General features: G+C 41.2%; 20 protein-coding genes. All 20 read left to right on the top strand.

All coding sequences use genetic code 11. From position 1 onward, the window contains the following. The first annotated feature begins 19 nt into the window (after nt 1-19). The 20 genes from T356_RS0106000 to T356_RS0105905 all read left to right on the top strand — a co-directional run bounded on the left by T356_RS0106000 (nt 20) and on the right by T356_RS0105905 (nt 25,457). On the top strand, nt 20-643 hold the full coding sequence (locus T356_RS0106000) for a flavin reductase family protein (protein ID WP_026513711.1): 624 nt from the start codon (nt 20-22) through the stop codon (nt 641-643). A 240-nt stretch (nt 644-883) separates the two neighbouring features. Continuing rightward, the gene (locus T356_RS18560) at nt 884-2,005 is read left to right on the top strand and encodes a radical SAM protein (RefSeq protein WP_035780545.1); all 1,122 of its coding nucleotides are present in this window, start codon (nt 884-886) and stop codon (nt 2,003-2,005) included. Between the two features lie 18 nt (nt 2,006-2,023). Next, nucleotides 2,024-4,399, top strand: coding sequence for a LicD family protein (locus T356_RS0105990; RefSeq protein ID WP_026513710.1), 2,376 nt, complete (start codon nt 2,024-2,026; stop codon nt 4,397-4,399). A gap of 97 nt (nt 4,400-4,496) precedes the next feature. Next, nucleotides 4,497-4,715, top strand: coding sequence for a DUF2281 domain-containing protein (locus T356_RS0105985; RefSeq protein ID WP_026513709.1), 219 nt, complete (start codon nt 4,497-4,499; stop codon nt 4,713-4,715). Next, on the top strand, nt 4,712-5,092 hold the full coding sequence (locus tag T356_RS0105980) for a type II toxin-antitoxin system VapC family toxin (protein ID WP_026513708.1): 381 nt from the start codon (nt 4,712-4,714) through the stop codon (nt 5,090-5,092). The genes T356_RS0105985 and T356_RS0105980 overlap by 4 nt, the downstream gene beginning before the upstream one ends. Nucleotides 5,093-5,191: 99 nt before the next feature. Further along, nucleotides 5,192-6,628, top strand: a complete 1,437-nt coding sequence (locus T356_RS21490; RefSeq protein ID WP_242846568.1) for a WecB/TagA/CpsF family glycosyltransferase — start codon at nt 5,192-5,194, stop codon at nt 6,626-6,628. A 47-nt stretch (nt 6,629-6,675) separates the two neighbouring features. Next, nucleotides 6,676-8,268, top strand: coding sequence for an O-antigen ligase family protein (locus T356_RS0105970; RefSeq protein WP_026513706.1), 1,593 nt, complete (start codon nt 6,676-6,678; stop codon nt 8,266-8,268). 95 nt (nt 8,269-8,363) lie between these two features. After that, nucleotides 8,364-10,088 carry a CotH kinase family protein gene (locus tag T356_RS0105965; protein WP_026513705.1) on the top strand — a complete coding sequence of 575 codons (1,725 nt, stop codon included), beginning with the start codon at nt 8,364-8,366 and terminating at the stop codon, nt 10,086-10,088. Nucleotides 10,089-10,124: 36 nt separating this feature from the next. Further along, nucleotides 10,125-11,564 carry a sugar transferase gene (locus T356_RS0105960; RefSeq protein ID WP_026513704.1) on the top strand — a complete coding sequence of 480 codons (1,440 nt, stop codon included), beginning with the start codon at nt 10,125-10,127 and terminating at the stop codon, nt 11,562-11,564. Between the two features lie 14 nt (nt 11,565-11,578). After that, nucleotides 11,579-12,670, top strand: coding sequence for an NAD-dependent epimerase/dehydratase family protein (locus T356_RS0105955; protein WP_026513703.1), 1,092 nt, complete (start codon nt 11,579-11,581; stop codon nt 12,668-12,670). Between the two features lie 11 nt (nt 12,671-12,681). Further along, entirely contained in the window at nt 12,682-14,307 is a 1,626-nt protein-coding gene (locus T356_RS0105950) for a DUF6056 family protein (RefSeq protein WP_026513702.1), read from the top strand. Then, nucleotides 14,304-14,723, top strand: a complete 420-nt coding sequence (locus T356_RS0105945; protein WP_026513701.1) for a sugar 3,4-ketoisomerase — start codon at nt 14,304-14,306, stop codon at nt 14,721-14,723. The genes T356_RS0105950 and T356_RS0105945 overlap by 4 nt, the downstream gene beginning before the upstream one ends. An 8-nt stretch (nt 14,724-14,731) precedes the next feature. Further along, nucleotides 14,732-15,676, top strand: coding sequence for a glycosyltransferase family 2 protein (locus tag T356_RS0105940; protein ID WP_026513700.1), 945 nt, complete (start codon nt 14,732-14,734; stop codon nt 15,674-15,676). Nucleotides 15,677-15,689: 13 nt separating this feature from the next. Then, nucleotides 15,690-16,826, top strand: coding sequence for a DegT/DnrJ/EryC1/StrS family aminotransferase (locus T356_RS0105935; protein WP_026513699.1), 1,137 nt, complete (start codon nt 15,690-15,692; stop codon nt 16,824-16,826). A 24-nt stretch (nt 16,827-16,850) separates the two neighbouring features. After that, nucleotides 16,851-18,179 carry a sugar phosphate nucleotidyltransferase gene (locus T356_RS0105930; protein WP_026513698.1) on the top strand — a complete coding sequence of 443 codons (1,329 nt, stop codon included), beginning with the start codon at nt 16,851-16,853 and terminating at the stop codon, nt 18,177-18,179. Nucleotides 18,180-18,203: 24 nt separating this feature from the next. Further along, nucleotides 18,204-19,448: a hypothetical protein gene (locus tag T356_RS0105925; RefSeq protein ID WP_026513697.1), complete on the top strand. Its 1,245-nt coding sequence runs from the start codon at nt 18,204-18,206 to the stop codon at nt 19,446-19,448. Next, complete coding sequence (locus tag T356_RS0105920; protein ID WP_197020885.1) at nt 19,438-20,979, top strand: glycosyltransferase family 39 protein; 1,542 nt, start codon at nt 19,438-19,440, stop codon at nt 20,977-20,979. The genes T356_RS0105925 and T356_RS0105920 overlap by 11 nt, the downstream gene beginning before the upstream one ends. Continuing rightward, complete coding sequence (locus T356_RS0105915; RefSeq protein ID WP_026513695.1) at nt 20,954-22,561, top strand: hypothetical protein; 1,608 nt, start codon at nt 20,954-20,956, stop codon at nt 22,559-22,561. The genes T356_RS0105920 and T356_RS0105915 overlap by 26 nt, the downstream gene beginning before the upstream one ends. A gap of 27 nt (nt 22,562-22,588) precedes the next feature. Then, nucleotides 22,589-23,608 (top strand): radical SAM/SPASM domain-containing protein, encoded by a 1,020-nt coding sequence (locus T356_RS0105910; RefSeq protein ID WP_026513694.1) that lies wholly within the window; start codon nt 22,589-22,591, stop codon nt 23,606-23,608. 28 nt (nt 23,609-23,636) lie between these two features. Next, nucleotides 23,637-25,457 carry a DUF6044 family protein gene (locus T356_RS0105905; RefSeq protein WP_026513693.1) on the top strand — a complete coding sequence of 607 codons (1,821 nt, stop codon included), beginning with the start codon at nt 23,637-23,639 and terminating at the stop codon, nt 25,455-25,457. The last annotated feature ends 39 nt before the right edge of the window (nt 25,458-25,496 follow it).

The raw sequence follows: 25,496 nt of genomic DNA, 5'->3' as shown, positions 1-25,496 counted from the left end.
GAGAAAGGAGATATCTTCTATGAACACTAAGGCAATGTACAAGTTATCTTATGGTCTTTTTGTATGCACGGTAGTAAGCGGTGATAAGAAGAATGGATGTATCATCAACACCGCGGTTCAGGTTGCATCGGATCCAAATCGAATCTCCATTGCGATCAACAAGGCAAACCTGACTCATGACATGCTAAAAGAAACGGGAAAGTGCAATATTTCTGTAATCAGCACCGATGCGTCTTTTGACATCTTCAAACACTTTGGATTTCAGAGCGGAAGAGATGTAGATAAGTTCGCGGACTTTAACGATTGTAAGTTCGCAGACAACGGCATTCCTTATATCACCAAGGGCACCAATGCATATTTTTCACTTAAGGTGGAAAAAGAAGTGGACTTGGGTTCCCATACTCTTTTCATCTGCGAGCCTGTATTCATGGACATTCTCACAGATATACCTTCTTGCACATACGAGTATTATCAGAATAATATCAAGCCTAAGCCCCAGCCTGTCGGAGAAACTCCAAAGGGAGAAACTATCTGGAGATGCACTATCTGCGGATTTGAATATGTTGGAGAGGAAATGCCCGATGACTATATTTGCCCGATATGCAAGCATCCGAAGGAGGATTTTGAAAAAATAATAAGATAGCATGACATCTTAAATGAAATTACAGAAATCCGCACTGGCTGCGGATTTCGTGAGAACATGATTCAGGAGTCAACCAAGCCCTATCGACGAAGTCGATTCAAAATGGCTTGGTTGATGCATTCTTGAACTTCATGTTCAAGAATATAAAAGCTACAATTTGAATTATACAGAGTAATACTATATTATTTATACGTTATAATTATGTGGCTGAATATAAATGTAAGAAGGTAATTTTTTAAAATGGCGAAGAAACTTAACGGAACAGTTATAGTAACATACAGATGTAATGCGCGCTGCAACATGTGCAACAGATTCAAGGCACCGTCAAGGCCCGAGGATGAGATATCAATTGAGACGATCAAAAAGCTTCCCGAGATGTATTTTACCAATATCACGGGCGGTGAGCCTTTTATCCGCGAAGATATCAAGGATATTGTGAGAGAGCTTAAGAAAAAGAGCGACAGAATTGTTATTTCTACAAACGGCTTTTTTACCGACAAGATAATCGATCTGTGCAAAGAGTTTCCCGATATCGGAATAAGAATCTCAATCGAGGGACTTGAGCAGACCAATAATGAGATCAGAGGTCTCCCCGACGGCTTTAACAGAGGTTATACGACGCTCAAAAAGCTCCGTGAGATGGGCATGAAGGACGTCGGATTCGGAATGACGGTTCAGGACAGAAATGCGCCGGACCTCTGCGAACTCTATAAACTTTCCGATGAGCTTGGAATGGAGTTTGCGACTGCATCTCTCCACAACAGCTTCTATTTCGTCGAAGCCAAGAATATCATCAAAGACAGACCGATGGTTGCGCAGAACTTTGAGAATCTTGTCAACATGCTCCTTAAGTCGAAGAGCCCCAAGAAGTGGTTCAGAGCGTACTTTAATCACGGGCTTATCAACTATATTTATGGGCAAAAGAGGCTTCTTCCCTGCGATATGAGCTTTGATACTTTCTTTATCGATCCCTACGGCGATGTTATGCCTTGTAACGGGACCAAGGATAAAGAAGTAATGGGAAATCTCAACGATCAGACCTGGGATGAACTATGGAACAGCGAGCAGGCCGAGAAGGTGAGAAAAGTTGTAAGATGCTGCGACAGGGATTGCTGGATGATAGGTTCTGTATCTCCTGCGATGCACAAGTACATCTGGGTTCCCGCATGGTGGGTTATCCGCCACAAATTCAAGGCTCTTTTCATGAAAAAGCCTTATTCAATGTACGAACTTAAAGTTGTTCGCGATTACAGGGACGGCAAGGTGTCCAAGGAAGAACTTGATAAGTGCAGTACCTGCGATTTTAACGCGGTTGCAAATAACGGGCTTAAAGATTGCGGCGGTTGCACCGGTGACAAATAACAGCTTAGGGGATGAATGATGGACAACTCCATTGATTTTCTGCGTGATGAAGTCAGAAACGGCTTCTATATACCTACAGCGATCAAACAGGCTTGGGCAGCCACGCTGGACATCTTAAGTAAAATAGACAGTATATGTAAAAAGCATGGAATCAGATATTTTGCCGACTGGGGCTCGTTTCTGGGCGCAGTAAGGCACGGTGGATTTATCCCGTGGGATGACGATCTCGATATCTGTATGCTTCGTGATGATTATGATAAGTTTAGACAAGTCGCGGACGCAGAGCTCCCGGAGAGCTTTGTGATCCACGACTATGAGAGAAAAGAAAATCACTGGCTCTTTCTTGCAAGAGTCGTCAACAACTCCAAGATGTGTTTTGACTTGGAGTATCTTAATGAACATAACAATTTTCCGTGGCTCGCGGGCGTGGACATCTTTATCAAGGATTACCTCTATGAGGATGAGGGAAAAGAGAAGGCGCGCTGCGACGAGATCCTTAATATCCTGGCGGTTGCGGATGCCATCGCGGACGGAGAAGGTCATAACGAAGGAATTTCTCAGAAGTTAAAAGAATTTTCGAAGAAGTACAATACTATTTTTCCCGTATTATTAAGGAATAAAGATTCTGAAAGACAAGTTGCTGTCGAGCTATATCGCCTTGCGGAGAAGCAGATGGCGAGAGTTAAGCCTGAAGAAACGCAGCGTGTCGGACAGATTTTTCCCTGGGTAATAAAGTATGGAAGCGGTGCCGGTGAAAAGAAATCCTGGTATGAAAAAAGTATTCGCCTTCCTTTTGAGAATACTACTATACCTGTTCCCGCAAATTACAACGAGGTTCTGAGTAAAAGATACGGAGATTACTGCACTGTCAAAAAGAACTGGGACGGACACGATTATCCTTTCTTCGAAGGGCAAAAGAAGGAAATGGAGAGGGTGTCGGGCGAGTCTGTTTTAAGGTATAAGTTTGACAGACGACTTCTTAAAAGAACTGTTCCGGAAAAAAGCGAATCTCTTAAGACAGTTGCAAAAGAATGTACCGCAGAACTTGAGAGGATGCTGGCTGATGCCAATCGGATATGTGCAGAAGATGCGGCTACATCAGACTTTTTTGACTTGCTTACACAGCTTGTTGGCGATATGCAGCAGCTTGCGGCGGATCTTGGGACACTTGTGGAAAATGTAAAGGGAACGGACAGAGAGTGCACCGTGAAACTTGTCGGTTCTTTGCAGGCGCTGTGCGATGCGCTTTGGGAAGAATATTCTGAGATAAAAGATAAGATAGAGAACGGGAACGGCGATGTTGCGCTTTCTTGTGGCCTCGGAAATGGCTTTGCTAAGAGTAAAGACGCTTTAAACAAGGCTATTCAGTCTGTGAATGATAATATTCTGAGCAGAAAAGAAGTTCTGTTCCTTGCTATAGGAACAAAGGAGTGGAGTGCCTTTGAATGCTTATACGAGAAGGAATTAAAGACACCCGATACCGATGTATACGTAGTTCCACTTCCTGTTATGAAAAAGAGCTTCGACGGCATGATAAACATGACGGATGATGAGATTGTAGAGTCTGCACATTTAAATGAGTATCCGGAGAATGTAGAGTGTACCGACTTCAGGGAATACGACCTTGGTATGCATGCGCCCGACAGAGTATATATCCAGAACCCGTACGATGAGGTCAATCCCTGCCTTACGGTTCCGCCATATTTCTATGCAAGCAATGTCCGTAAGTATGCGGATGAAGTTGTATATGTTCCTATTGCGCCTACATCGGAGTTCTCAGAAAATGACGGCTGTGACATGTACAATTTGGGCCACTATGTAACTGCTCCCGGTGTGATTTGCGCTGACAAGGTCATTGTTCAGTCAGATAATATCAAGAGATTGTATGTGGATGCGCTTACTTCTTTTGCGGGAAAAGATACTGCGGATGTGTGGGAAGATAAGATCGTGGTGGCGGAGTCGGAGAAGAATCCTGTGGATGCGAAGAAGTGTGCCGATAAGGGTGTTGGTGAAACGCAGAACAGCAGGAAAAAGAAGCTTCTTGTGTGCATAGGTGCAAATGAGCTGGTTGAGTCTAAAGAACGCAGCGTGCCTTTGGCGGAGGCATTAAATAAAAAGTTTAAAGTTCTGGAAGATGCTGCAGATAAAATTGAGGTTTCGCTTGTTTTTTATCCTGAAGATAAGCGTTTGTGGCAGGAAGTAGATGAAAGCTTGTCGAAGGAAGTATTTGAGATTATAGATAGAGCAAATATGCATTTTATATCATCAAAGCCACAGGACGCAGATAAGATTGCGCAAGAATTTGACGCCTACTATGGTAGTCCATCCCCATTTGTCCCCGCGTTTTCTATCTCTGGAAAGCCTGTGATGATAGCAGATTTTGGATTGGAATAATTATTATCTGTATAGTGGGCTGTTTGTTGTTAACACATTATTTTTATGGTAATCTTTAGATGATAATAAGGTGTTTGTTTATTTTGGAGGATATAGAATGAGCGTTGACACATTATTGAATGAGGTCAATGGATTATCAGAGGAAAGATTGGATGAAGTCATTACATTTGTTCAATTCCTCAAATCTATAGACAACAAGAATGATAAAGAAAAAAGAAGTACAAATGCATATAGAAATCCCGGAGGGCTTTCAGGAACTTTTGTGATGGCTGATGATTTTGATGAGACACCGGACTGTTTTAAGGAGTATTTATGAAATACCTTTTGGATACCCATGCGTTACTATGGTTTCTTTATGATGATCCGCAATTATCGGATGAGACAAAGAATGTGATTTGTAACGCAGAGGAAGTATATGTAAGTATTGCGTCATTGTGGGAAATAGCAATTAAGAAGAGCATTGGCAAACTTGAGATAGATTATTCGATTATGGAGATTGCTAATGTATGTGAGAGTAATAAAATTAAAATCATGCCTATAAAACCGATGCATTTAGATTGGATTGCAAGGCTTCCTATGATTCATAATGATCCGTTTGACAGGCTAATAATTTCTCAAGCTAAAGTAGAAAATTTGGTTTTAATTTCACGCGATAGTAAATTTTCCGGATATAATATAGACCTTTTATGGTAATAATCAAGCAAAAATGCCCTTCTGAAATATCTAATGCGGCTTATTTCAGAGGGGCTCAATTGATGTAAACAACATTATTGGGAGATTGGCATAAACATAATGAATAACTACAAAAAGCAAAGGTTTCCTGTAAAAAGAATATTTATTTTGGATGAGATAGCGCTTTTGTTGTCTCTGGTTTCGGCATTTGTAATCAGATACGGCGAGAACGCGGTGAGATGGCATGACATGTTCGACGGGCTGTATGTGTCGGTTGCTGTTTTCGTATGTATTTTGCAGGTTATAGTATTTCTTTTATATGACTGCAGAAGAGAGCATATATTCTTGCAGGACCCTGTAGAGAACTTTATGTCGGTTCTGAAAGGCAAGTGCATGATCGTTGCATTCTTGCTGCTGTATCTTTATGCTTTGCAGCTGGGAAAAGATTCTTCCAGACTCGTGATAGGAATGTTTTTTGGCTTCAGTGTCCTGTATTCGTTTATCTTCAGAATGATCTACAGGAAGAAGAACAAGGACAGATTCCTTGCTATGGGAGACAGGAATACATATAAGGTGCAGCTTCCTGTTAAGGATATCATAGATATTATTGAGAAATACTACGCATCGGGCTGTGATGATATGCTTATTATCGGCGCGAGAGAAGATGATGAATCGGCAAAAGAACTGCTGGAAGAGACAGGAAAGCGCGGAATTCGTACATATCTTGCCCTTAATTCAATGGGATATGATGTGCAATCGGGAATCGTTACCGATATAGAAGATCATGCGGCAATACCTGCGACTGTTCGAAACGAGCGCTTTGAAGTGTTTGGCATAAAATATGCCGTTGCAAGAACTGAAGAAGCTGTTTTTCATGTGATCACACATTTAAAAGATCTGGCCGGAAAATATATCTGTTTTTCAAATGTACATACTTCGGTAATGGGAAGAGAGAATCCCGAGTATAAAGAAGTTCTCAACAGTTCCGCATTTACTTTCGCAGACGGAACTCCTATAGCTAAGCTCCAACAAAAGGCCGGCTATATAGGTGCTGAGAGAGTTGCGGGACCTGACTTCATGGAGCATATGTTCAGAGATACGACCGATGGAAAAGTGTCGCATTATTTCTATGGATCATCAGAAGAGACCATTGAGAAACTGCGTGAGAATCTTTTGAAAAAATATCCCGGAATAAATATTGCGGGAATGTACTCGCCTCCGTACAGAGCTCTTTCCGAAGAGGAAGACAATGCGGATGTCGAGAGGATAAATGCATCCGGTGCGGACATAGTCTGGATAGGTCTTGGCGCGCCCAAGCAGGAGAAGTGGATGCTTGCTCATAAGGACAGGATAAATGGCGTTATGATGGGCGTCGGAGCAGGCTTTGATTTCCACGCAGGAACGATCAAAAGAGCTCCCGTCTGGATCAGGAAGATAGGTTTTGAATGGCTTTACAGACTGTTCCAGGATCCGGGAAGGCTTTTTAAGCGCTACTTTGTTACGAATACAAAGTTTATATACTATGTGACGAAGGATTCTATGGCAAAAGGCAGATAAAACTTTCGCTTATTGTAGACTCTATAATAAATAATAAGGACAAGAGCATGACGGAATTAAAGGTAAGAATGCAGAAGATGTTGACCGGAATATATGGCAATGAAGTGATAGGAGAGAGGATTTATCTACTATTCTTTGCCTTAACGGTTGGAACAAGAGCTTTCGGTTGGTATGACGGAATGGTTCAGATCAAGGCGGCGATTGTTATCTGTGCATTCTTATTTTTGTGCAAGATTCTAGTAACAAAGCATACCGCCAAAGAGTATGCGATTATTGCGGCGCTCATGCTTCTTGCAGGTCTCGTGTACATAAACACGGACCATAGCCAAAAGGGACTTATAGAATGCTTCATGATGATGCTCGGAATGAAAAAAGTTGATTCCGCAAAAGTGATACGCTGCGGAGCGCTTGTTGCAGGGCCTCTTATCATGCTCAAGATCTTTCTCGGGGCATTCGGACTTGCATCGGAGATTTATTATCCGCAGACAAGAGAAGGTGCCGGAACTATGTTCAGGCACGCTTTCGGATATGCGCATCCAAACACGCTTCACATGAATACGATCATGATAACCATGATGTGCATGTATCTGGTCACTGTTTATCTTAAGGGAAAAGAGAATTCAAAGTTATTACTATTTATGGCTTCTGTCGCAGCAATCCTCTTTAATCTTTATGTCTTTCAGTATTCCGGCAGCAGGACGGGGGTACTTGCAAGCGTTGTTTATGTCACAGTAAATTACTATCTTTTCGTTATTAAGAAGATCGGGCTTTTGGAAAAAATCCTTAGCTATGCGGCATTCCCTGTTACGGCATTTATCTCTATAGTGCTGCCGCACATCCTTCCCGATAATCTGTTTGATCTTTTCAACGGGAAAATATTCAATACCAGATTTGCACTTGCGAAATATTTCTGGAGCAATAACAGTATCTCGCTGTTTGGAATAAGTCTGATAAATCCTGACGAGTCCTACAGAACATACGGAATCGACATGTCGCAGCTGTATCTCTTTTTGCAGCTTGGAATAGTGGCATTTGTTGTTATGTTTGCTCTTATAACATTTCTTATGAATCGCTGCATTGCGGAGGATAAGAGGGCAGAGATCGCGGTTATGGTGACTATGTTGTTTATCGGAATCTGGGAGCCGCTTCTCTATAACTTATCGGCAAAGAATTTTACATATGTCTTTATCGGAAGCGCGCTCTATGCATTCCTTGAGAACATTGAAGAGAAATCGGTTCATGTCGGGACTGCAAATGAAGCTGATACCGGAAAAGAAGATGTATTAAAGCTTGGGAAGCGCATCCTGGTCGGAGTGGCAACCGGTGTTGTCATGACACTTATCTATCTTGCGGTCACAAAGGAACCTACGGCTTTGTACGGCGCAAGGGAGAGAGATGAGAGCAACAAGAGCCTTGGTATGAAGCCGGAATATTATACATCACAGGAGATTGCGGAGTTTAAGAAAAACGGTGATATTGTCATAGATTATGACGGGCAGGACAAGCCAATGTACAAATATGATGAGACGCTTGCCGTCGGAGAGTATCGCAAGAAAGTTATGAGTGTGGGCGTCTGGACGGGAATGATCGTTTTCTCTGCATATTGCGGCTTGGGAGTGATAAGAAAGAAAAAAGTGTAAAACGAGATTAAACACTTTTTTCTGTGAATGTAAAATAATATAATTATTATACGAAAATCCGCTGACAACAGGAAAAGGTTCGGGAGGATCTTATTATGGATAGGCTGTTACGAGATTCGTATAATACTAAAAAACAGATGTTGAAGTTGGTTTGCGCGCTGGTACTTTTGAATGTCGTGGTCATCATTTTGGTTGTGATCAGAATTTTTCAAAATGCCGGCGATGCGCCCATGTATGTAGTTGCAGGTTCCGAGGGGCATTTCTATGGCGAGGTCAGTGTGTATCCGCATAGTGATGAAGAGTCCGGGAATCTGTACTTTTTTTTACCCGGAAAAAAAGACAGTTCAGATTACAGGTTGTATATTGAAAAGGCCAAAGAGATAAAAATAGGAAATAAAAGCTATCATGCGGGAGATAAGCTTGATAAAAGCATTATTACTTACGCCGGTGAGGGCAATAAGAGGCTTTTGGAAAACGGAAACAGCTATACGCTTGTAAAAAAGAACGGGGATGTAGCCGAAGGAAAAATATTTTTTATGTGTGGCGGTGATGTGGAGACATTTTATATCTCTGCGAGCAAGAACCATATGGAAACGGTCGATGAGGATCCGCAGCATAAGACCAGGGCCGCGGCGACTTTCGAAATATATGATTCGGGTAATGTAAAAGAGAGTGCGGGAGCTTTAAAAATCTCCGGACATGGCAATTCGACATGGACAGAACTTATGGAAGAGTTTCCGGGGCGGGAATTTAAGCGGTCTTACAATATTTCTTTTGACAGTGCAAAAGAAATTCTTGGAATGAGTGCGGCTAAGAGTTTTGTTTTGCTGTCAAATTTTTATGATGAGAGCGAAGCAAAAAGCTATATCGTACTTGATACGGCGCGGAAACTCGGAATGGAAAATGTTCCCGACTGCAAGTATGCGAATCTTTATATCAACGGAGAATACAGAGGTTTATATCTTGTTGCCAAGAAGATAAAAGAAGGAAACGGCTTTTTGGATCTTTCTTCAGACGGATATCTTGCGAAGTTTGATTATGAGGAAAGAGTTAAGGCGGATGGGAATGTTTTTACACAGATAAATAATAATTTTGCTGAGATTGTCTATCCGGGAAAGCCAAGCAGTAAGGAACTTGAAGATATAACCAATGATCTTACCACGTTGGAAAATGCGATATCGTCCGGTGAGTTTACGAATCTTGTGGATGAAGAGAGTTTTGTGAAGTTCTATCTGATTCAGGAATTTTTTGAGAACGGAGATGCGGACAGAGCAAGCCAATATGTATATAAGGCAGGTATGGACAATAAACTTATAGCAGGCCCTGTCTGGGATTTTGATCTTACGATGGGACATCCGTGGTTTTCGTATGACGGCGCGGAGATAAATGCTCTGTGGATAAAGGGGCTTGTCGATGAAAAAGGGTGGCTTAGGCAACTTAGCAACGATGATGCGTTTATGGGGAAAATTTGCAGATATTACAGAGATTATTTTTCCGATGTTATAGAAAAGGAGATGGATTCAACGTTTCCGCTTGTTATGTATAAGATCGAGAGCAGCTTCTATATGGATATGATCCGCTATGAAAGAGGACCGGAATACTATGATAAGTTTGACTATGCCAAATACGGATATGACAGATTTGATTCTCTTGGGATAATTGGAGAGACCAAGAACTGGGTTATGGCAAGAAAGAGCTTTTGGGACGGATATGTGAAAAATCCGGATGAATATGAGGTATTTATAACGGAACCCGGAAAGGGAACCAAGTCGATAAGGAGCCTGATAGTGATGAAAAATAAGCGGGAGAACATAAAATAGGGTGATTATTGTGAAATCATGCTATAATGGTTCAGTATGAGTAATAAAAACAAGACATTTCAAACGTACATGCTCTGGCTGATAGATATGGCATGTATCATAACTTCATATATTCTTGCTATCTGTATAAAAGATATCGGTAACTGGGGAGTTAAGATCGAAGATAGGACAAAACATAATATGATATGTGTTGTCTTTCTTTTGGTGTGTGTAGTTTATTCATTTCTTGCAGACTGGAACAGAGATTTTGCAATAAGGGGGTATATCAAGGAATTCTTATCTGTTTTCAGATTTATGACTGTGATGATTGTTGCATCATTTCCCATCACATTCTTTTTACAGATCTCACCGATAATGTCCAGATTTGTAGTGGCAGTTTTCATAGTTATAGATATCATACTCACTTATATTGCAAGAATAATATTTAAAAAAACTTTCAGGAAGGTTATTTCAAACGACAATAATGCTGTGCGGGTGGTTGTTGTTGCAGAGAGCAATCTTATGGAGGATACTGTTCGCAAATTGGCAGAGAACGCGGGAAATCTGGGATATAAGATTGTAAGAGCTTATGCGGCGGATGACACAAACAGACAGGAATCTTCCGGGGAACCCTGGTATATAGACGGCGTTCATGTTCATCATGGAATAGAGAATCTTACATCACGCCTTATAACAGATCCTTTTGATGAGGTATTTATCAATACTCCCAATATTCCTCAGAAGGAGATGAGAGATATCATACTCGGCTTTGAAGAGATGGGAATCACGACTCATTATAATCTTGAGCTTCCCGGATTTGGCAAGGCAAATACACAGTTTGATGATTTCCTTGATTATTCTGTTCTGACTTATTCAATGAACAGAACAAGTTACAAGCGTCTCTTTATAAAAAGAGGACTTGATATACTCGGCGGAGTTGTGGGACTTATTATCACCGGCATCGTGACAATATTCCTTGCGCCTGCCATAAAGCTTGACTCAAAGGGACCTGTTTTCTTTTCACAGACAAGAATAGGAAAGAACGGAAGAAGGTTCAAGATATACAAATTCAGATCGATGTATATAGACGCCGAGGAGCGCAAGAAAGAGCTTGCAGACAAGAATGAGATGAGCGGATTTATGTTCAAGATGAAGGACGATCCCAGAATTACCAAGATCGGTGCATTTATCAGAAAGACAAGTCTCGATGAGCTTCCTCAGTTTCTCAATATATTAAAGGGCGAGATGAGCCTTGTCGGTACCAGACCGCCTACGGAAGAAGAATTCAAGAATTACAACGAACATTACAGAAGAAGGCTTTCCATGACGCCCGGTCTTACGGGACTTTGGCAGATCAGCGGAAGAAGTGATATCACAGACTTTGACGAAGTGGTCAAGCTTGATCTTGAATATATAGATAACTGGAGTCTTACAGAGGACATCAGAATAATCCTCAAGACAGTATATGTTGTGCTGTTCGGAAGAGGAGCTGAATAATAAAGAGGTTATATATGTTAGAGAGCAATATAGATCTTAGCGGAAAAAGAGTTCTGGTGACCGGAGCGGCAGGTTTCATCGGTTCCAATCTCGTGCTTGAACTTATAAGAAACTATAAAGATACAGGCATATCTGTCCTTGGTATAGACAATATGAACGATTATTACGATGTAGGGATCAAAGAGGACAGACTTAAGAAAATTGACGAGCTGACAGGCTCAGATGCAGGGCTGTTTACTCTTATAAGAGGAAGCATCTCTGACAGAAGTCTTATAGACAAAGCTTTTAAGGATTTTAAGCCCGAAGTTGTCGTAAATCTTGCGGCACAGGCAGGCGTCAGATATTCAATCGACAATCCTGACGCATACATAGATTCCAATATAATAGGCTTTTATAATATTCTTGAGGCATGCAGACATTCCTATGATGAGGAGATGAAAGACGATTCGTATAATGGCGTTCTTCATCTTGTATATGCTTCAAGTTCAAGCGTTTACGGAAGCAACAAGAAGATTCCTTACAGCGTGGAGGATAAGGTTGATAATCCGGTATCTCTTTATGCTGCGACCAAGAAGTCAAACGAGCTTCTTGCACATGCTTATTCCAAGCTCTACGGCATTCCCTCTACGGGACTTAGATTCTTTACGGTTTACGGACCTGCGGGAAGACCGGACATGGCTTACTTTGGATTTACCAATAAGCTTGTAAAGGGCGAGACTATAAGGATCTTTAACTTCGGTAATTGTAAAAGAGATTTTACCTACGTTGATGACATCGTTGAAGGCATCGTGAACGTAATGAAGAAGTCTCCCGATGAGAATGAGAACGGAGTTAAGTACAAGGTTTATAACATCGGAAACAACGATCCCGTAAACCTTTTGGATTTTGTCGATATTCTTCAAAAAGAGCTTATATCTGCGGGCGTTCTTCCGCAGGATTATGACTTTGAGGCACACAAGGAACTTGTGCCTATGCAGCCGGGCGACGTTGAGATTACCTATGCGGATGTGACTGCTCTTGAAAACGACTTTGGATTTAAGCCTTCTACTTCGCTTACGGACGGTCTTAGAAGATTTGCCAAGTGGTACAAGGAATATTACGGTTAAGGATACAAAAAATGCTTGATTACAAGTTACCTGTTTTAAAAAAGAAAATTTCATTTAAGACACTCAGCAATGTGCTTATATGTATCTATGTGTTAAGTCTCATTCCGATGCTTATTTTGGGCTTTTACAATTTTCCGTCGGCAGATGACTTTTCCATGGCGCTCCAGCCGCATCAGGATTTTGTGAGAACGGGAAATTTCTTTGTGGCATTTTTCTCGGCATTAAAGAAGGCACATTGGATTTTTTATAATTACGAAGGATATTATTTTTCAGCTTTTCTTACCTGCTTATGTCCTGCGATATTTAGTGAGAAGCTGTATTTTCTGGTACCTGTCATTGTTATTTCCATGCTTACGTTCGGAGTATGCTATTTCTACAATGCACTCTTTGTAAAAACATGGAAACTTGATAAGCATCTCACCAACGTGGTTTCAATGACAACGCTTATCATGATGATCCACTTCCTTGAAAATGAAGCGAGATCGCAGGCCTTTTACTGGTGGAGCGGCGCGGTCAATTACGTTTTTACTTTCGGAATGGCTTTTTTCTGGGTGGGACTTCTTTTAAGAGTACTCTATGATGAGGACAAAAAAGCCTGCAAAAGACATTTTATCTGGGCGTGTATTTGGGCTTTTCCCATGGGCGGCGCCAATTATATGACTGAGCTTGAACTTGCGATATTGATGGTTCTTATGATCTTTATCTGCGTGATGCACAAGTTTTCAAAGATATCAGTTGAAGGACTGGGCGAAGCCGGCCTTAGATATATAAAGCTAATATGGATTCCGGCGGTGATCTATCTCATAGGATTTGTAATGAGTATCACGGCACCCGGACTTAGTAACAGAAAGGCCGAGACTGAGGGCTTTTCGCCGGTCAAATCTGTTTTGCTGTCGCTATATGGTACATTTGATGTTATTATAGATAAGATGGCGAGATGGGAAACACTTGTCGTTTTATTGTTCCTTATTCCCATATTCTGGAAGCTTGCGGAAGGGCTTAAGGGCAAACTTCGTCATCCCGTTGTATTTACGGTTTTTGCGTACGGCATGGTGTCATCAAATATGACGCCTCTTTATTTCGGAGTGGGCAATTTTGATTCCGGAAGAGTTATCGTACTTGCATGGATGGAATTTGTATTTTTTGCGATCATGACCGTGTTCTACATTACGGCATGGGTCAGAAATATATTTGAGGAAAAGGTTGCTTCGAAAGAAGAAAAATCTTTTTCATGGGAAGCATCATCGGCCATATTGGTGCTTGCAGGAATTCTTATATTCGGTTCTGCGCTCTGCGTAGTTCCGAGCCCGCATTATTACAGTGTGACAAGTGCTGTATATGATCTGACAACGGGAAATGCGGCACATTATAGTAAAGAAAATGCTGAGAGACTCAGAATTTTAAATGACAGTAATACTAAAGATGTAGTGCTTAAACCGTACGAGGTAAGGCCCGAGATGCTTTTTAACCAGGATGTTATCGTACTTAGTGAAGATATGCTAAAAGAGATGAAAGAGCTTAAAGAAAGTAAAGGCTATGAGGCATGGGAGGACAGTAAGATCGAATGGATCAACCGTGCAATGGCGCGTTATTACGAGAAGGACAGCCTGACGCTTTCAAAAGGAGTGACACAATGAAAAGTGATTTTGAAGAGAACTACAAAGTTCTTGAATTTAAAGAGTATGGTGACGAGAAGGGAAATCTTGTAGTTGCCGAAGGATCGGGATTTGATATTCCGTTCGATATCAGAAGGGTTTTTTATATTTACGGATCCGACAGAGATATCAAGAGAGGCAATCATGCCAACAGATATACAAAGTTTGTGCTTATAAATGTAAGCGGAAGCAGTAAGGTCCTTATTGATGACGGCAAGAAGCGCGAAGTTGTGGTTCTTGATAAGCCGAGAATGGGACTTTATCTGGGACCAATGGTATGGAAGGAGATGTACGATTTTTCTCCGGATTCTGTTCTTCTGTGCCTTGCAAGCGAACATTACATTGAGAACGAATATATTCGTGACTATGATGAATTTATAAAGGAAATTAGTGGGTAAAAGAAATTATGAGTAAGCTTTCTATTGTTATTCCGGTTTATTACAACTCGGACACACTTGAACTTTTATATGACGATCTCAAGGAAAAAGTTCTTGGTAAGATCGGTGATTATGAGATTGTTTTTGTCGATGACGGCTCGGGAGACAATTCCTGGGAAATTATAAACAAGATTGCCGCAAAAGATAAGAATGTTGTAGCAACCAAACTTTCAAGAAATTTTGGTGAGCACGCTGCGCTTCTTGCGGGACTTTCGGTCTGCACCGGTGACTGCGCCGTGACCAAGCAGGCGGATCTTCAGGAAGATTCAACGCTTATCCTTGATATGTATGAGAGCTGGAAACGCGGAAATAAGGTTGTTCTCGCAATCAGAGGTTCAAGAGATGAGAACGCGGTTAAAAAGTTCTTCGCAGGTTGCTATTACTGGCTCGTAAGAAAGACTATCAACAAAGATATGCCTCAGGGCGGATGCGACTGCTACCTGGTTGACAGGCAGGTCATCAAGGTTCTTGAGATGATGGATGAAAAGAATTCATCACTTACGCTCCAGGTTATGTGGGTAGGCTTTAAGACAGAAAAGATCTATTTCCACAGAAAAGACAGAGAAGTCGGAAAATCCCGCTGGACACTCGGAAAGAAAGTAAAGCTTGTTGTGGATTCAATGATGAGCTTTTCATATTTCCCGATAAGATGTATGGCAACGGTAGGTTTTATATTTGCTTTGATGTCACTTATCGGAATCATATTGACCATAAAAGAGAAGTTCACAACAGGAACACCCATACTTGGATATGCGTCACTTATGAGTGTTGTTCTCTTTGGATTCGGACTTATCTTTATAATGCTTTCGATGCTCGGAGAATACATCTGGCGTGCTCTCGAGGAATCACGTAAACGTCCTCCTTTCATCATCGATGAGGTACACCGCTCAGAAGAAAATAAAGAAGAGAAGTAATAGAGAGGCAACTATGGAAAAAATAATGCAAGGTCGTATGGATCGCGGATATTTCAGATATCAGAAAGAGTATGAGGACAAGGCTCTCGAAGTGCTAAGGTCGGGATGGTATATTCTCGGCAAAGAAGTTGAGAAGTTCGAGGAAGAGTTTGCATCTTATGTCGGAACAAAGTATTCGGTTGGTGTTGCAAACGGACTTGATGCTCTTTGGCTTGCATTCAGAGTGCTTGGGATCGGAAAAGGCGATGAAGTCATAGTTCAGGGCAATACCTATATCGCAAGCGTAATGGGAATAACCATAAATGACGCTACACCGGTATTTGTAGAACCTGATGAATATTATCAGATAGATGCCGACAAGATCGAAGAGAAGATAACAGACAAGACCAAGGCTATATTGGTCGTTCATCTCTACGGTCATGCCGCAAATATGGAAAAAATCTGTGCTATATGCAAAAAGCACAATTTAAAGCTTGTTGAGGATTGCGCACAGTCTCACGGTGCAATGCATAACGGTAAGATGACGGGATCATTCGGAGATATCGGATGCTTCTCTTTTTACCCGTCCAAGAACATGGGAGCTTACGGAGATGCGGGCGCTATAACAACAGACGATCCGGAGCTTGCAAGACTTGTTAAGATCTACAGAAATTACGGAAGCGAGAAGCGCTATTACAACATGGTTGTAGGTGCGAACTCAAGACTTGATGAGCTTCAGGCGGGGCTTCTCAGGGTTAAGCTGACTCATATGGATGAGATAACAAAAGAAAGAGAAGAGCTTGCAAACTATTACACAGCCTGCATTGACAATTCCAAGGTGATAAAGCCCGCTGTTGCAGAAAATGCAACTTGCGTGTGGCACCAGTTTGTTTTAAGAGTACCTACGGAAGGTGCGGGAGAAGACGGCAGATCGGCATCTGCTGAGCGCGACAGATTCAGACAGTACCTTGAAGATAACGGAATTATGACGATAATACATTATCCCATTCCTCCTCATCTGGCACAGGCATATGAATATCTGGGCTTAAAAGAGGGAACTCTTCCGATTACGGAGCGTTTTGCTGCGGAGGTTATATCACTTCCGATGTATACGGGGATGACAAGAGAAGAGCAGGACAGAGTTATCGCCTGTGTAAATTCTTTTAAATAATCGCAGAGATAGTAGAGGATAGAAATGAACATAGTTTTATTATCCGGCGGAAGCGGAAAGCGTCTTTGGCCTCTTTCCAATGATGTAAGGTCAAAGCAGTTTATCAAGATGTTTCATCCGGCAAATGCAGATGGCAATGGCGAACTTGAATCTATGGTTCAGAGAGTTTACAGCCAGATAAAAAAGGCTGATAAAGATGCGAAGATAACAATTGCGACCAGTAAGACACAGGTTTCAGCCATTCACAATCAGCTTGGAGACAAGGTAAGTGTGTGCGTTGAGCCTACAAGAAGGGATACATTCCCTGCGATAGCGCTTGCAGCCGCATATCTTTCAGATAAACTGGGCGTAAAAAGGGATGAGCCCGTAATAATATGCCCTGTCGATCCGTATGTTGATGACGGGTATTTCAAGTGCTTTGTGGAACTTGAAAAAATGGTTTCGTCAGGTGAGTACAACCTTAATCTTATGGGCGTTGTACCGACTTATCCAAGTGAGAAGTACGGTTATATCCAGCCTGAGACTAAGGATATGATAAGTAAGGTATCCGCATTTAAGGAAAAGCCCGATGTAGCGACAGCTGAGAAGTATATTGCAGACGGAGCTCTTTGGAACTGCGGAGTATTTGCATTTAAGCTTGGATATATTCTTGACAGAGCTCATGAACTTATTGATTTTAAGGGATATGAGGATCTGTATGAGAACTATGCCGATTGCAAGAAGATAAGTTTTGATTATGCGGTCGGAGAACACGAGAAGTCTATCGGTGTTGTAAGATTCTCGGGTGAATGGAAGGATATCGGTTCATGGAATACTTTTGCCGAGGAAATGCACGAGAATATAATCGGCAAGGGCGATATGGACGAAGCCTGCGAAAACAGTAATATTGTAAATGAGCTTAATATTCCCATTATTGGAATGGGACTTAAGAATATGATCGTGGCGGCATCAAATGACGGAATCCTTGTATCCGACAAGGGAAGATCGAGTCATATAAAACCTCATGTTGAGAAGCTCACTCAGCATATAAGATATGCCGAGAAATCATGGGGAAGCTTTACCGTAACCGATGTTCAGGAGGGAGCTCTTGTCATAAGAGTAGAACTTTTGCCCAATCACAGACTTCATTATCACAGTCATGAATTCAGAGATGAAGTGTGGACTGTAATGAGCGGAGAGGGAACGGTCATTATCGATGGAGAGAAAAAGGCGGTCTGTCCCGGTGACGTTGTTTCCATGAAAGCCGGTCAGAAGCATACGGTTATCGCAAAGACAAAACTTGTTATAAATGAAGTTCAGATAGGAAAAGACATAAATGTAGAAGATAAGATCAAGTATGATTTTCCTGTTTGATCTTTGGGTTGGAGTAGATTATACATGAAGAAAGAACCGGCAGTGGACAAACTTATAAGAAATCTCATAGATAAGCATTTATTCGAGATCTCGCTTGGATTGCTTATTCTTATTTCTGTATTTATAAGATTTAAGCTTGCTCCCAATACGGAACTTTCTCCGGACTACGATTTTTATTACAGGGATTGGGTTGAGTTTTACAGACAGAACGGAATTATAAAGGGGCTTTCAAACGCACCCGGAGATTACTATGTTCCGTTTAATGTGATATATGCACTGTGTTCGCTTCTTCCGTGCGAGGCGTGGGTGCCTCTCAGCATTATTCCTGCAGCGTGCGAACTGGTATCGGCATTTTTTATTTATAAGATCTTTTATTTCCTTACGGGAAGGAAAAGAGCTTCTGTTTTTGCCGGTGTCATGACTCTATATCTTCCGTTTGTTATTTTTGACGGAGCGCTGTGGAAACAGGTTGACGCGGTATATACGTGCTTTTTGATGATAGCGGTGTACAAACTTTTACAGCAGAAATACAGAGCTTCGATGATCTGGTATTCTGTTGCATTTGCTTTTAAGCTTCAGTCGATATTGTTCCTGCCTGTATATCTGATAATCTATATCATCGGCGGATTTAACGGCGAAGATAATCATGAGAATGAATCAGGTAAAAAGACAGGATTCAGTATCTTGGAGTTTTTGTGGATCCCGGTTGTTTATCTTATCGCCGGACTTCCGGAAGTTCTTGCAAAGCACGGGCTTAGGGCAACTTACTTTGCTTATCTGGACCAGACTGCGGAGCTTGATTCCGAAGGATACGGAATGGTATCTTTTTTTCCAAATATTTATAACTGGGGATTTGACGATCATTACAAGCTTCTTTCAACGGCTGCCGTTATGGTACTTGCGGCGGTGCTTGTGAGCATTTCGGTTTTCTGTTACAGATTCAGGGAAAAGATAGACAGGAATAAGGTCCTTTATCTTGCAATATGGACAGCCTGGACATGCGTGATACTTCTTCCGGGAATGCATGAAAGATATGATTATGCGATGCTCATTCTTCTTACACCTTTTGCGATAATGGTTAGAAAGAAGATAGTGCCTTTTATGGTTATAGCAAATATCTGCTCTTTGATAGTGTACGGCATTACATTGTTTGGTGCGGATATAATTGACATTGCTTATGTTTCGGTATTCTATGTGGCTTCATATTTATTTGTTACCGCTGATATTGTTGGCATTTTAAACGGAGGTAATGAGAGAAGTGAAGCTTAAAAAAACATTTAAAATGGCAATCTGTGTATGCCTTCTTATTGGGGCGGTGCTTATCCTCGGATTCAGTTTTTTTACAACGATCTACTATAAGATGAATGAGGAGAATGATAAGCCGTTTTACGGATTTGAGAATATTCCGCTTCTTGTCTTGTTTATGGGGCTGATCTTATTTGGTTTTTATCTGCTTAAGAAAAAAGGAGTATTGGCGAATTACAAAAAGTTTGCGATATGCGGACTTACCTTTTGCCTGGCATATTGCCTGCTTCTTATTTTCTCGATAAGACCGCTTCCCGTAAATGATTCCAAGTTGTTGGATGGCGTAATAAACAATTTTGTTAAGGGGGATTATTCGAAACTGACGAATAAAGGGGGGTATTTATTCATCTGGCCGTTTCAGCTTGGTTATGTGTTTTTTGGCGAGATGATGACTTCTTTTTTTGGTGCGGGAAATTATCTCGCGTGGGATCTTGTTCAGCTTGTATCAGTTTTTTTCACCATGTTCTTACTTAATAAAATCTGTATGGAATGTTTTGACGATCCGGAAATTTGCGGTATCATGTCGCTTTTATCCATGGGCGCATTGTTTTTTTATAACTATGTTACCTATATTTACGGTGATATCTTAAGTATGGGACCGCAGACGCTTGCGCTGTATCTTATGATCAGATATATGAAAACGGGTGAACAGCGTTACGGGCTTTGTTCGGGGCTTTCTATCGCAGTGGCGGTGATGCTGAAAACGAATTGCAAGATTACTGTGATAGCACTTATCATGATGCTGCTTTTTAACAACATCAGGGATAAAGATGATGAGAAAAAGGTTAAGCTTTCAAAAAGGCTTATCGTTGCGGCTTGTATGCTCATTTTTGTATTCGGGCAGCAGGCATATATAAACAATCATTACATGAAAGTTACGGGACTTGAGGCTATTCCGAAAGGCAGTCCTTCTGTTTCGCATATAGCCATGGGACTTCAGGAAGACGGTGGCCTTGAACCCGGATGGTATAACGGTTATAACTATAATGTATTTGCTGCAAACGATTATGATACGGAGCTTACCAAAAAAGAGGCGACCGAAGAAATAATGAACAGGCTGAATCTGTATATACATCATCCTTTTTATGGAATGAGATTTTTTACAAGGAAATTTCTTTCACAGTGGGGGGATCCTGTTTGTATTTCAACTCAGAATCTTGACTATGTGAGCAGGCACCATGAGATTTCGCCGCTTGGAAGGTTTATTGTATTTGGGGCGGGAAGTACTGTTATAACCTGGATTATGAATGTTTTTATGACGCTGTGTTATCTTGGCGTTGTTATATATTTTATAAGAGTTTTGAGGAAAAAGCATGTCTCGGACTACGAGATGCTTATGTTACTGTTGATCTTTGGTGGGATGCTATTCCACGAATTTTGGGAAGGGTCCTCACGCTATGCAATGAGATATTACATTTATCAGCTTCCTTTTGCTGCGTGTGGATTAAAGGTGCTACTTGGATTTATTCATGAACATAAACTCAAAAAAATATGATACTCCCGATGAGAGAAGGGACGGACTTTTTGCATTTGTCTGGTGCCTCATAACAGGTGCGGTGATAATGACAATATGTACGATGTCTTCGTTCCTGTATCCCTTTAATTTATGGGATGACTCAAACAGTTATCTCACAGTCGGAAAGAGTATGTTAAGGGGACTTGTACCTTACAGGGATCTGTTCGATCAAAAGGGGATTTATCAGTACAGCATATATATGTTAGCTTCGCTGATATCAAGAAAGACATTTCTTGGCGTATATGTCATGGAGATAATTGCTTGTACTATGGCTCTTTTGGCGGCGCTTAGGATTATGCAACTGTATCTTAGGTCGGTGTCGATGCCGTATATCCTGACACCTGTGGTCGGAATGGTGATCTACACGGCCAAATGCTTTTACTGGGGCGGAAGTGCGGAAGAATTTCTTTTTCCTTTTTTGATGTGGGGAATGTACATTTCGCTTAAGCATTTCAGGGAAAATTATCCGGAGCCGATGAGCTACAGAAGAGTTCTCGCGGGCGGAGTTCTGGCCGGATTTGTATTTAATATCAAATTTTCCTCGCTTGGTTTTTACTTTGCATGGATGGCGATGGTATTCTTTGCGGATATCATTGGAGCAAAGGCTGTTAAGAAGGCATTTATCAGTTGTTTTGTATTTCTTGGCGGAATGGCTTCGACTTTTATCCCCGGACTGATATATTTTGGTATCAACAATTCAATCGTCAGCTGGGGAAAAGTTTATATATACAAAAACGTTTTTGAGTATTCCAAAAAGCTTTCTTTTGCTGAGAGAATGGCCTTTCTTTATGACAAGATGACGGACCATATGTATGACAATAAATTAGTTTATTTGACTATTTTTGTCGGTGCGTTATACTTTACTTTGGCTCTTGTATTTTCTTTTATTCCGGAAGATAAATACAAGTTGGTAAAGAGAGATATAATTGTAATTCCACTCAAAGTTGTTGAATATGTCAATATTGTCATGCTTTTGGGATTCCTTATTTTGGTAATCTTTATCGGCGGAGTCAGCATAACATATTACCCGTTCCCGATTAACGGATTTACGGTGCTTGGTGCTGTTTCTGTCGGATATTTGCTTGAGGGATTATATCTTAAGATAAAGCGTGAAGCATTCAATGATATACTGACAAAGACGACAAGTGCCGTTATGCTCGCAATGCTTTTGATTGCAGGTATTGCGGGATATTTCATTTCGCCAAACGTGCCGTATATGAAATTAAAGAAAGAAGATCTGTGGCTCTATCATTTCCGCGACTATATTCTGGCAAGCGGAATTGAGAACCCCAAGATCATAAATGAGAACGGCTTTGATGCCGGACTTTATACGGTGACTGATACGACACCCGTATGCTATTATTTTCAGACACAGACTCTCAACATGGATGAGGTGCTTGAGGAGCAGAAAAAGTATACGCATGATAAGATTGTAGATTTTGTGGTTTCTGTCGGTACTCCGGCAGAGGGTGTTGATGACTACGATCTTGTTATGGAAGAAGAGTTCGTACCTACAGGCGATGCGGTGACATATTATCTTTATCAGAAAAAGGCTGAGTGATCGGCTGAGTAATAAGGAGATTTTTCGATGCCTATAAGAGTAAACAGTTTCATGGGAAAATTTGGTTGGTTTGCTAGAAAGCATTTTCCTATGCTTGCAAGTAATGCTTACCTTAAATTGCAGTTTTTTACAAGAAGTAAATCCCAGAAGGCTTATTGTGACTACTTCCTCAACGCTAAGGAAGTTCCGATGCCCAATGTGGTAAATATTGAGACCATAAACAGGTGTAATTCTACCTGTGCGTTCTGTACAGCCAATGTTCATGCGGAGTGCAGACCTCTTGCGAAGATCGATGACGATGTTTACAAGAATATTATCGATCAGCTTGCAGACTGGGGATACAAGGGACATCTTACATTGTACGGAAATAATGAGCCTCTTCTTGATACCAAGATTGTTGAGAGACACAAGTATGCTAGGGAGAAACTTCCGGACAGCTTTATTTTCATGTCTACCAACGGACTTATTCTTACAATCGATAAGGTAAAAGAAGTTGCTCCTTATATCAATCAGCTTATAATAAACAACTATTCCATGGAGATGAAGCTTCATAAGAATATTCAGGAGCTTTACGATTATGTAAAGGCTCATCCCGATGAGTTTAAGGATTTGGATATTCAGATTCAGATGAGATATCTTCAGGAAGTTCTTACGAACAGAGCGGGAAGTGCGCCCAATAAGAAAGCTACCGAGAAGGTTATTAAGGAGACTTGTCTTCTTCCTTTCACAGATATGTGGATCATGCCTAACGGTAAAATGGGACTTTGCTGCTGTGATAATTTTGAGAAGACTGACTTTGGCGATCTTACCAAGATGAGTCTTAAGGAAGCATGGGGAAGTCCTCAGTTCCAGGAAGTCAGAAAGAAGATCGCAGAGGGAAGACAGAACTATAATTTCTGTAAGCACTGCGACTTTATTGATGCGGGCTTCCGTATGCAGATTGTCAATGCGATCTTAAGGGGAGACCAGGACGCTGCAAACAAGCTTGGCGGCCATGAGAGAATGAAGATCGGCAATAAGAATAATGAGGATGACAATATTAAATAATTGGCGAAGTTGAGGGGAATTTAGCCAAATGAGACTCTTAGGAAGACGTTTTGTAATATTTGCGGCTCTTTTATTTGTTCTGATTATTTCAGTATTTTATTGTGTTATCGGTGAGAACAGCTATATAGGGGTTCATGACAACATGGACCTCTTTATTGCACAGTTTGCGATGCTCAGGAACACCGGTACATTTTTTTCGCACGGAGTAAATGCACCTTTCCTTGGCGGAGTATCAAGGGATGTGCTTCCGGGTGAAGCATCTTTATATACGGTTCCGTATATGATTTTTTCTCCGTTTACGGCTTATATAGTTGGATATGTTCTTAAGATCGTTGTAGCTGTTGTATCTTCGGTGCTTCTTTTTGCAGACTGCACGATAATGAATGATTACACAGGAAAGGATACTCTTTCGGAACGTATGAGATTTTGCCTGAAAGATGAGTATTCGGGCGAACTTAATCTTGCGGTTGGAGCAGGCTTTTTGTACGGAGTGCTGAATCTTTTCCCTGCATTTGGGATTTCTTTTTCTTCAATACCTCTGATCGTATATCTTCTCAGAAGAATATATCTTACAGAGCGAAGTGAAGGCGGTATGAAAAGGTTGAAAATGGCAAAGTATCTGGTGCTTATTTTCTGTTATCCGTTTGTTTCATACTTTTCCTACTTTGGTTTCTTTATTTGTGGATATCTCCTGGTCGGAATCATTTGGATGTGGATAAGAGACAAAAAAATAAGCCTCGGACTTGTTTTGGGGTTGGCGGCTCTTTCATTGGGATTTCTTGCTTTCGAGTACAGATTGTTTGGGATGATGCTTTTTTCTGATGTTATTACTATCAGAGATACCATGGTTCAGAGCTATGTATCGCTACCGGAAGTGCCTGCGCTCATAAAGGATGTGTTTGTAAACGGCATGATGCACGCGGAGGATTGTCACAAGTATTTTGTGATGCCTGTGTGTACTTTGTATTTTGTGTTTTTGAATGCCCGTTATATTTTTAAGAAGGATTTCAGGGGAGTATTTAAGGATGAATATAATCTCTGCGCTTTGATACTTGCTTTTAATGCAGGTGTATACGGCTTGTGTTTTATCAAAGAGGTCGAGGAGTTTTTGGTCACGCTGGTTCCTCCGCTTAAGGGATTTCAGTTTAACAGGACGGTCTTTTTCAGCCCGTTTGTATGGTGTGCGATGCTCTTTATCATTTCATACAGGATGTATAAGGCGGGGATTCTCAAGGGAATCCTGTCATATGCGATTATAGCTGTGGCTGTCATTATAGTTCTTGTAAGGCCTACAAGGTACAACGATCTTTATAATACGTTCTATCATGTGGTAAAAAGCGAGGTTTTCGGAAATGTGACTGATGACCTTAACTTTGGAGAATTCTATTCAAAAGAGCTGTTTGATAATATAAAAAGTGAGATCGGCTACAGCGAAGGTGAGTGGAGCGTTGCATACGGAATGCATCCGGCAATTCTTGAATATAACGGCATCTCTACGCTTGACGGGTATCTTGGATTTTATCCGCAGAGCTATAAAGAAAAGTTCAGGAAGGTTATTGCGCCGGCACTTGACCTTAATGAAAGTTCCAAAGCGTATTTTGACGAGTGGGGAGCACGCTGTTATCTTTATTCAGGTACGGATGCGACTATAGTCATGGCATCAAAGAGTATGTATGGCGTAACCGATAATAATATTTATATAGATGCCAAAGAGCTTAAGGATATGGGAGGCAAATATGTCTTTTCGCGGATCGACATATCAAATGCGTCGGAGATGGGACTTTTGCTCCTTAATGAGTTTAGCGGATATGATTCACCTTATAAAATTTACGTATACGAATTAGAGTGAGAATACCTTCGAAACAACGGTTGGCTGAATAATAACGGG

The organism is Butyrivibrio sp. LB2008 (assembly GCF_000621565.1).
Classification (GTDB): Bacteria; Bacillota; Clostridia; order Lachnospirales; family Lachnospiraceae; genus Butyrivibrio.
The sequence above is the reverse complement of the archived record's forward strand: the minus strand, read 5'-3'. Positions and strand labels throughout refer to the sequence as shown.

Bases quoted from the DNA above. Each gene is read 5' to 3' on its own strand.
- T356_RS18560 (WP_035780545.1), top strand. From the start codon at position 884: ATGGCGAAGAAACTTAACGGAACAGTTATAGTAACATACAGATGTAAT.
- T356_RS0106000 (WP_026513711.1), top strand. From the start codon at position 20: ATGAACACTAAGGCAATGTACAAGTTATCTTATGGTCTTTTTGTATGC.
- T356_RS0105985 (WP_026513709.1), top strand. From the start codon at position 4,497: ATGAGCGTTGACACATTATTGAATGAGGTCAATGGATTATCAGAGGAA.
- T356_RS0105965 (WP_026513705.1), top strand. From the start codon at position 8,364: ATGGATAGGCTGTTACGAGATTCGTATAATACTAAAAAACAGATGTTG.
- T356_RS21490 (WP_242846568.1), top strand. From the start codon at position 5,192: ATGAATAACTACAAAAAGCAAAGGTTTCCTGTAAAAAGAATATTTATT.
- T356_RS0105970 (WP_026513706.1), top strand. From the start codon at position 6,676: ATGACGGAATTAAAGGTAAGAATGCAGAAGATGTTGACCGGAATATAT.
- T356_RS0105950 (WP_026513702.1), top strand. From the start codon at position 12,682: ATGCTTGATTACAAGTTACCTGTTTTAAAAAAGAAAATTTCATTTAAG.
- T356_RS0105980 (WP_026513708.1), top strand. From the start codon at position 4,712: ATGAAATACCTTTTGGATACCCATGCGTTACTATGGTTTCTTTATGAT.
- T356_RS0105955 (WP_026513703.1), top strand. From the start codon at position 11,579: ATGTTAGAGAGCAATATAGATCTTAGCGGAAAAAGAGTTCTGGTGACC.
- T356_RS0105960 (WP_026513704.1), top strand. From the start codon at position 10,125: ATGAGTAATAAAAACAAGACATTTCAAACGTACATGCTCTGGCTGATA.
- T356_RS0105940 (WP_026513700.1), top strand. From the start codon at position 14,732: ATGAGTAAGCTTTCTATTGTTATTCCGGTTTATTACAACTCGGACACA.
- T356_RS0105935 (WP_026513699.1), top strand. From the start codon at position 15,690: ATGGAAAAAATAATGCAAGGTCGTATGGATCGCGGATATTTCAGATAT.
- T356_RS0105915 (WP_026513695.1), top strand. From the start codon at position 20,954: ATGAACATAAACTCAAAAAAATATGATACTCCCGATGAGAGAAGGGAC.
- T356_RS0105930 (WP_026513698.1), top strand. From the start codon at position 16,851: ATGAACATAGTTTTATTATCCGGCGGAAGCGGAAAGCGTCTTTGGCCT.
- T356_RS0105945 (WP_026513701.1), top strand. From the start codon at position 14,304: ATGAAAAGTGATTTTGAAGAGAACTACAAAGTTCTTGAATTTAAAGAG.
- T356_RS0105925 (WP_026513697.1), top strand. From the start codon at position 18,204: ATGAAGAAAGAACCGGCAGTGGACAAACTTATAAGAAATCTCATAGAT.
- T356_RS0105905 (WP_026513693.1), top strand. From the start codon at position 23,637: ATGAGACTCTTAGGAAGACGTTTTGTAATATTTGCGGCTCTTTTATTT.
- T356_RS0105990 (WP_026513710.1), top strand. From the start codon at position 2,024: ATGGACAACTCCATTGATTTTCTGCGTGATGAAGTCAGAAACGGCTTC.
- T356_RS0105910 (WP_026513694.1), top strand. From the start codon at position 22,589: ATGCCTATAAGAGTAAACAGTTTCATGGGAAAATTTGGTTGGTTTGCT.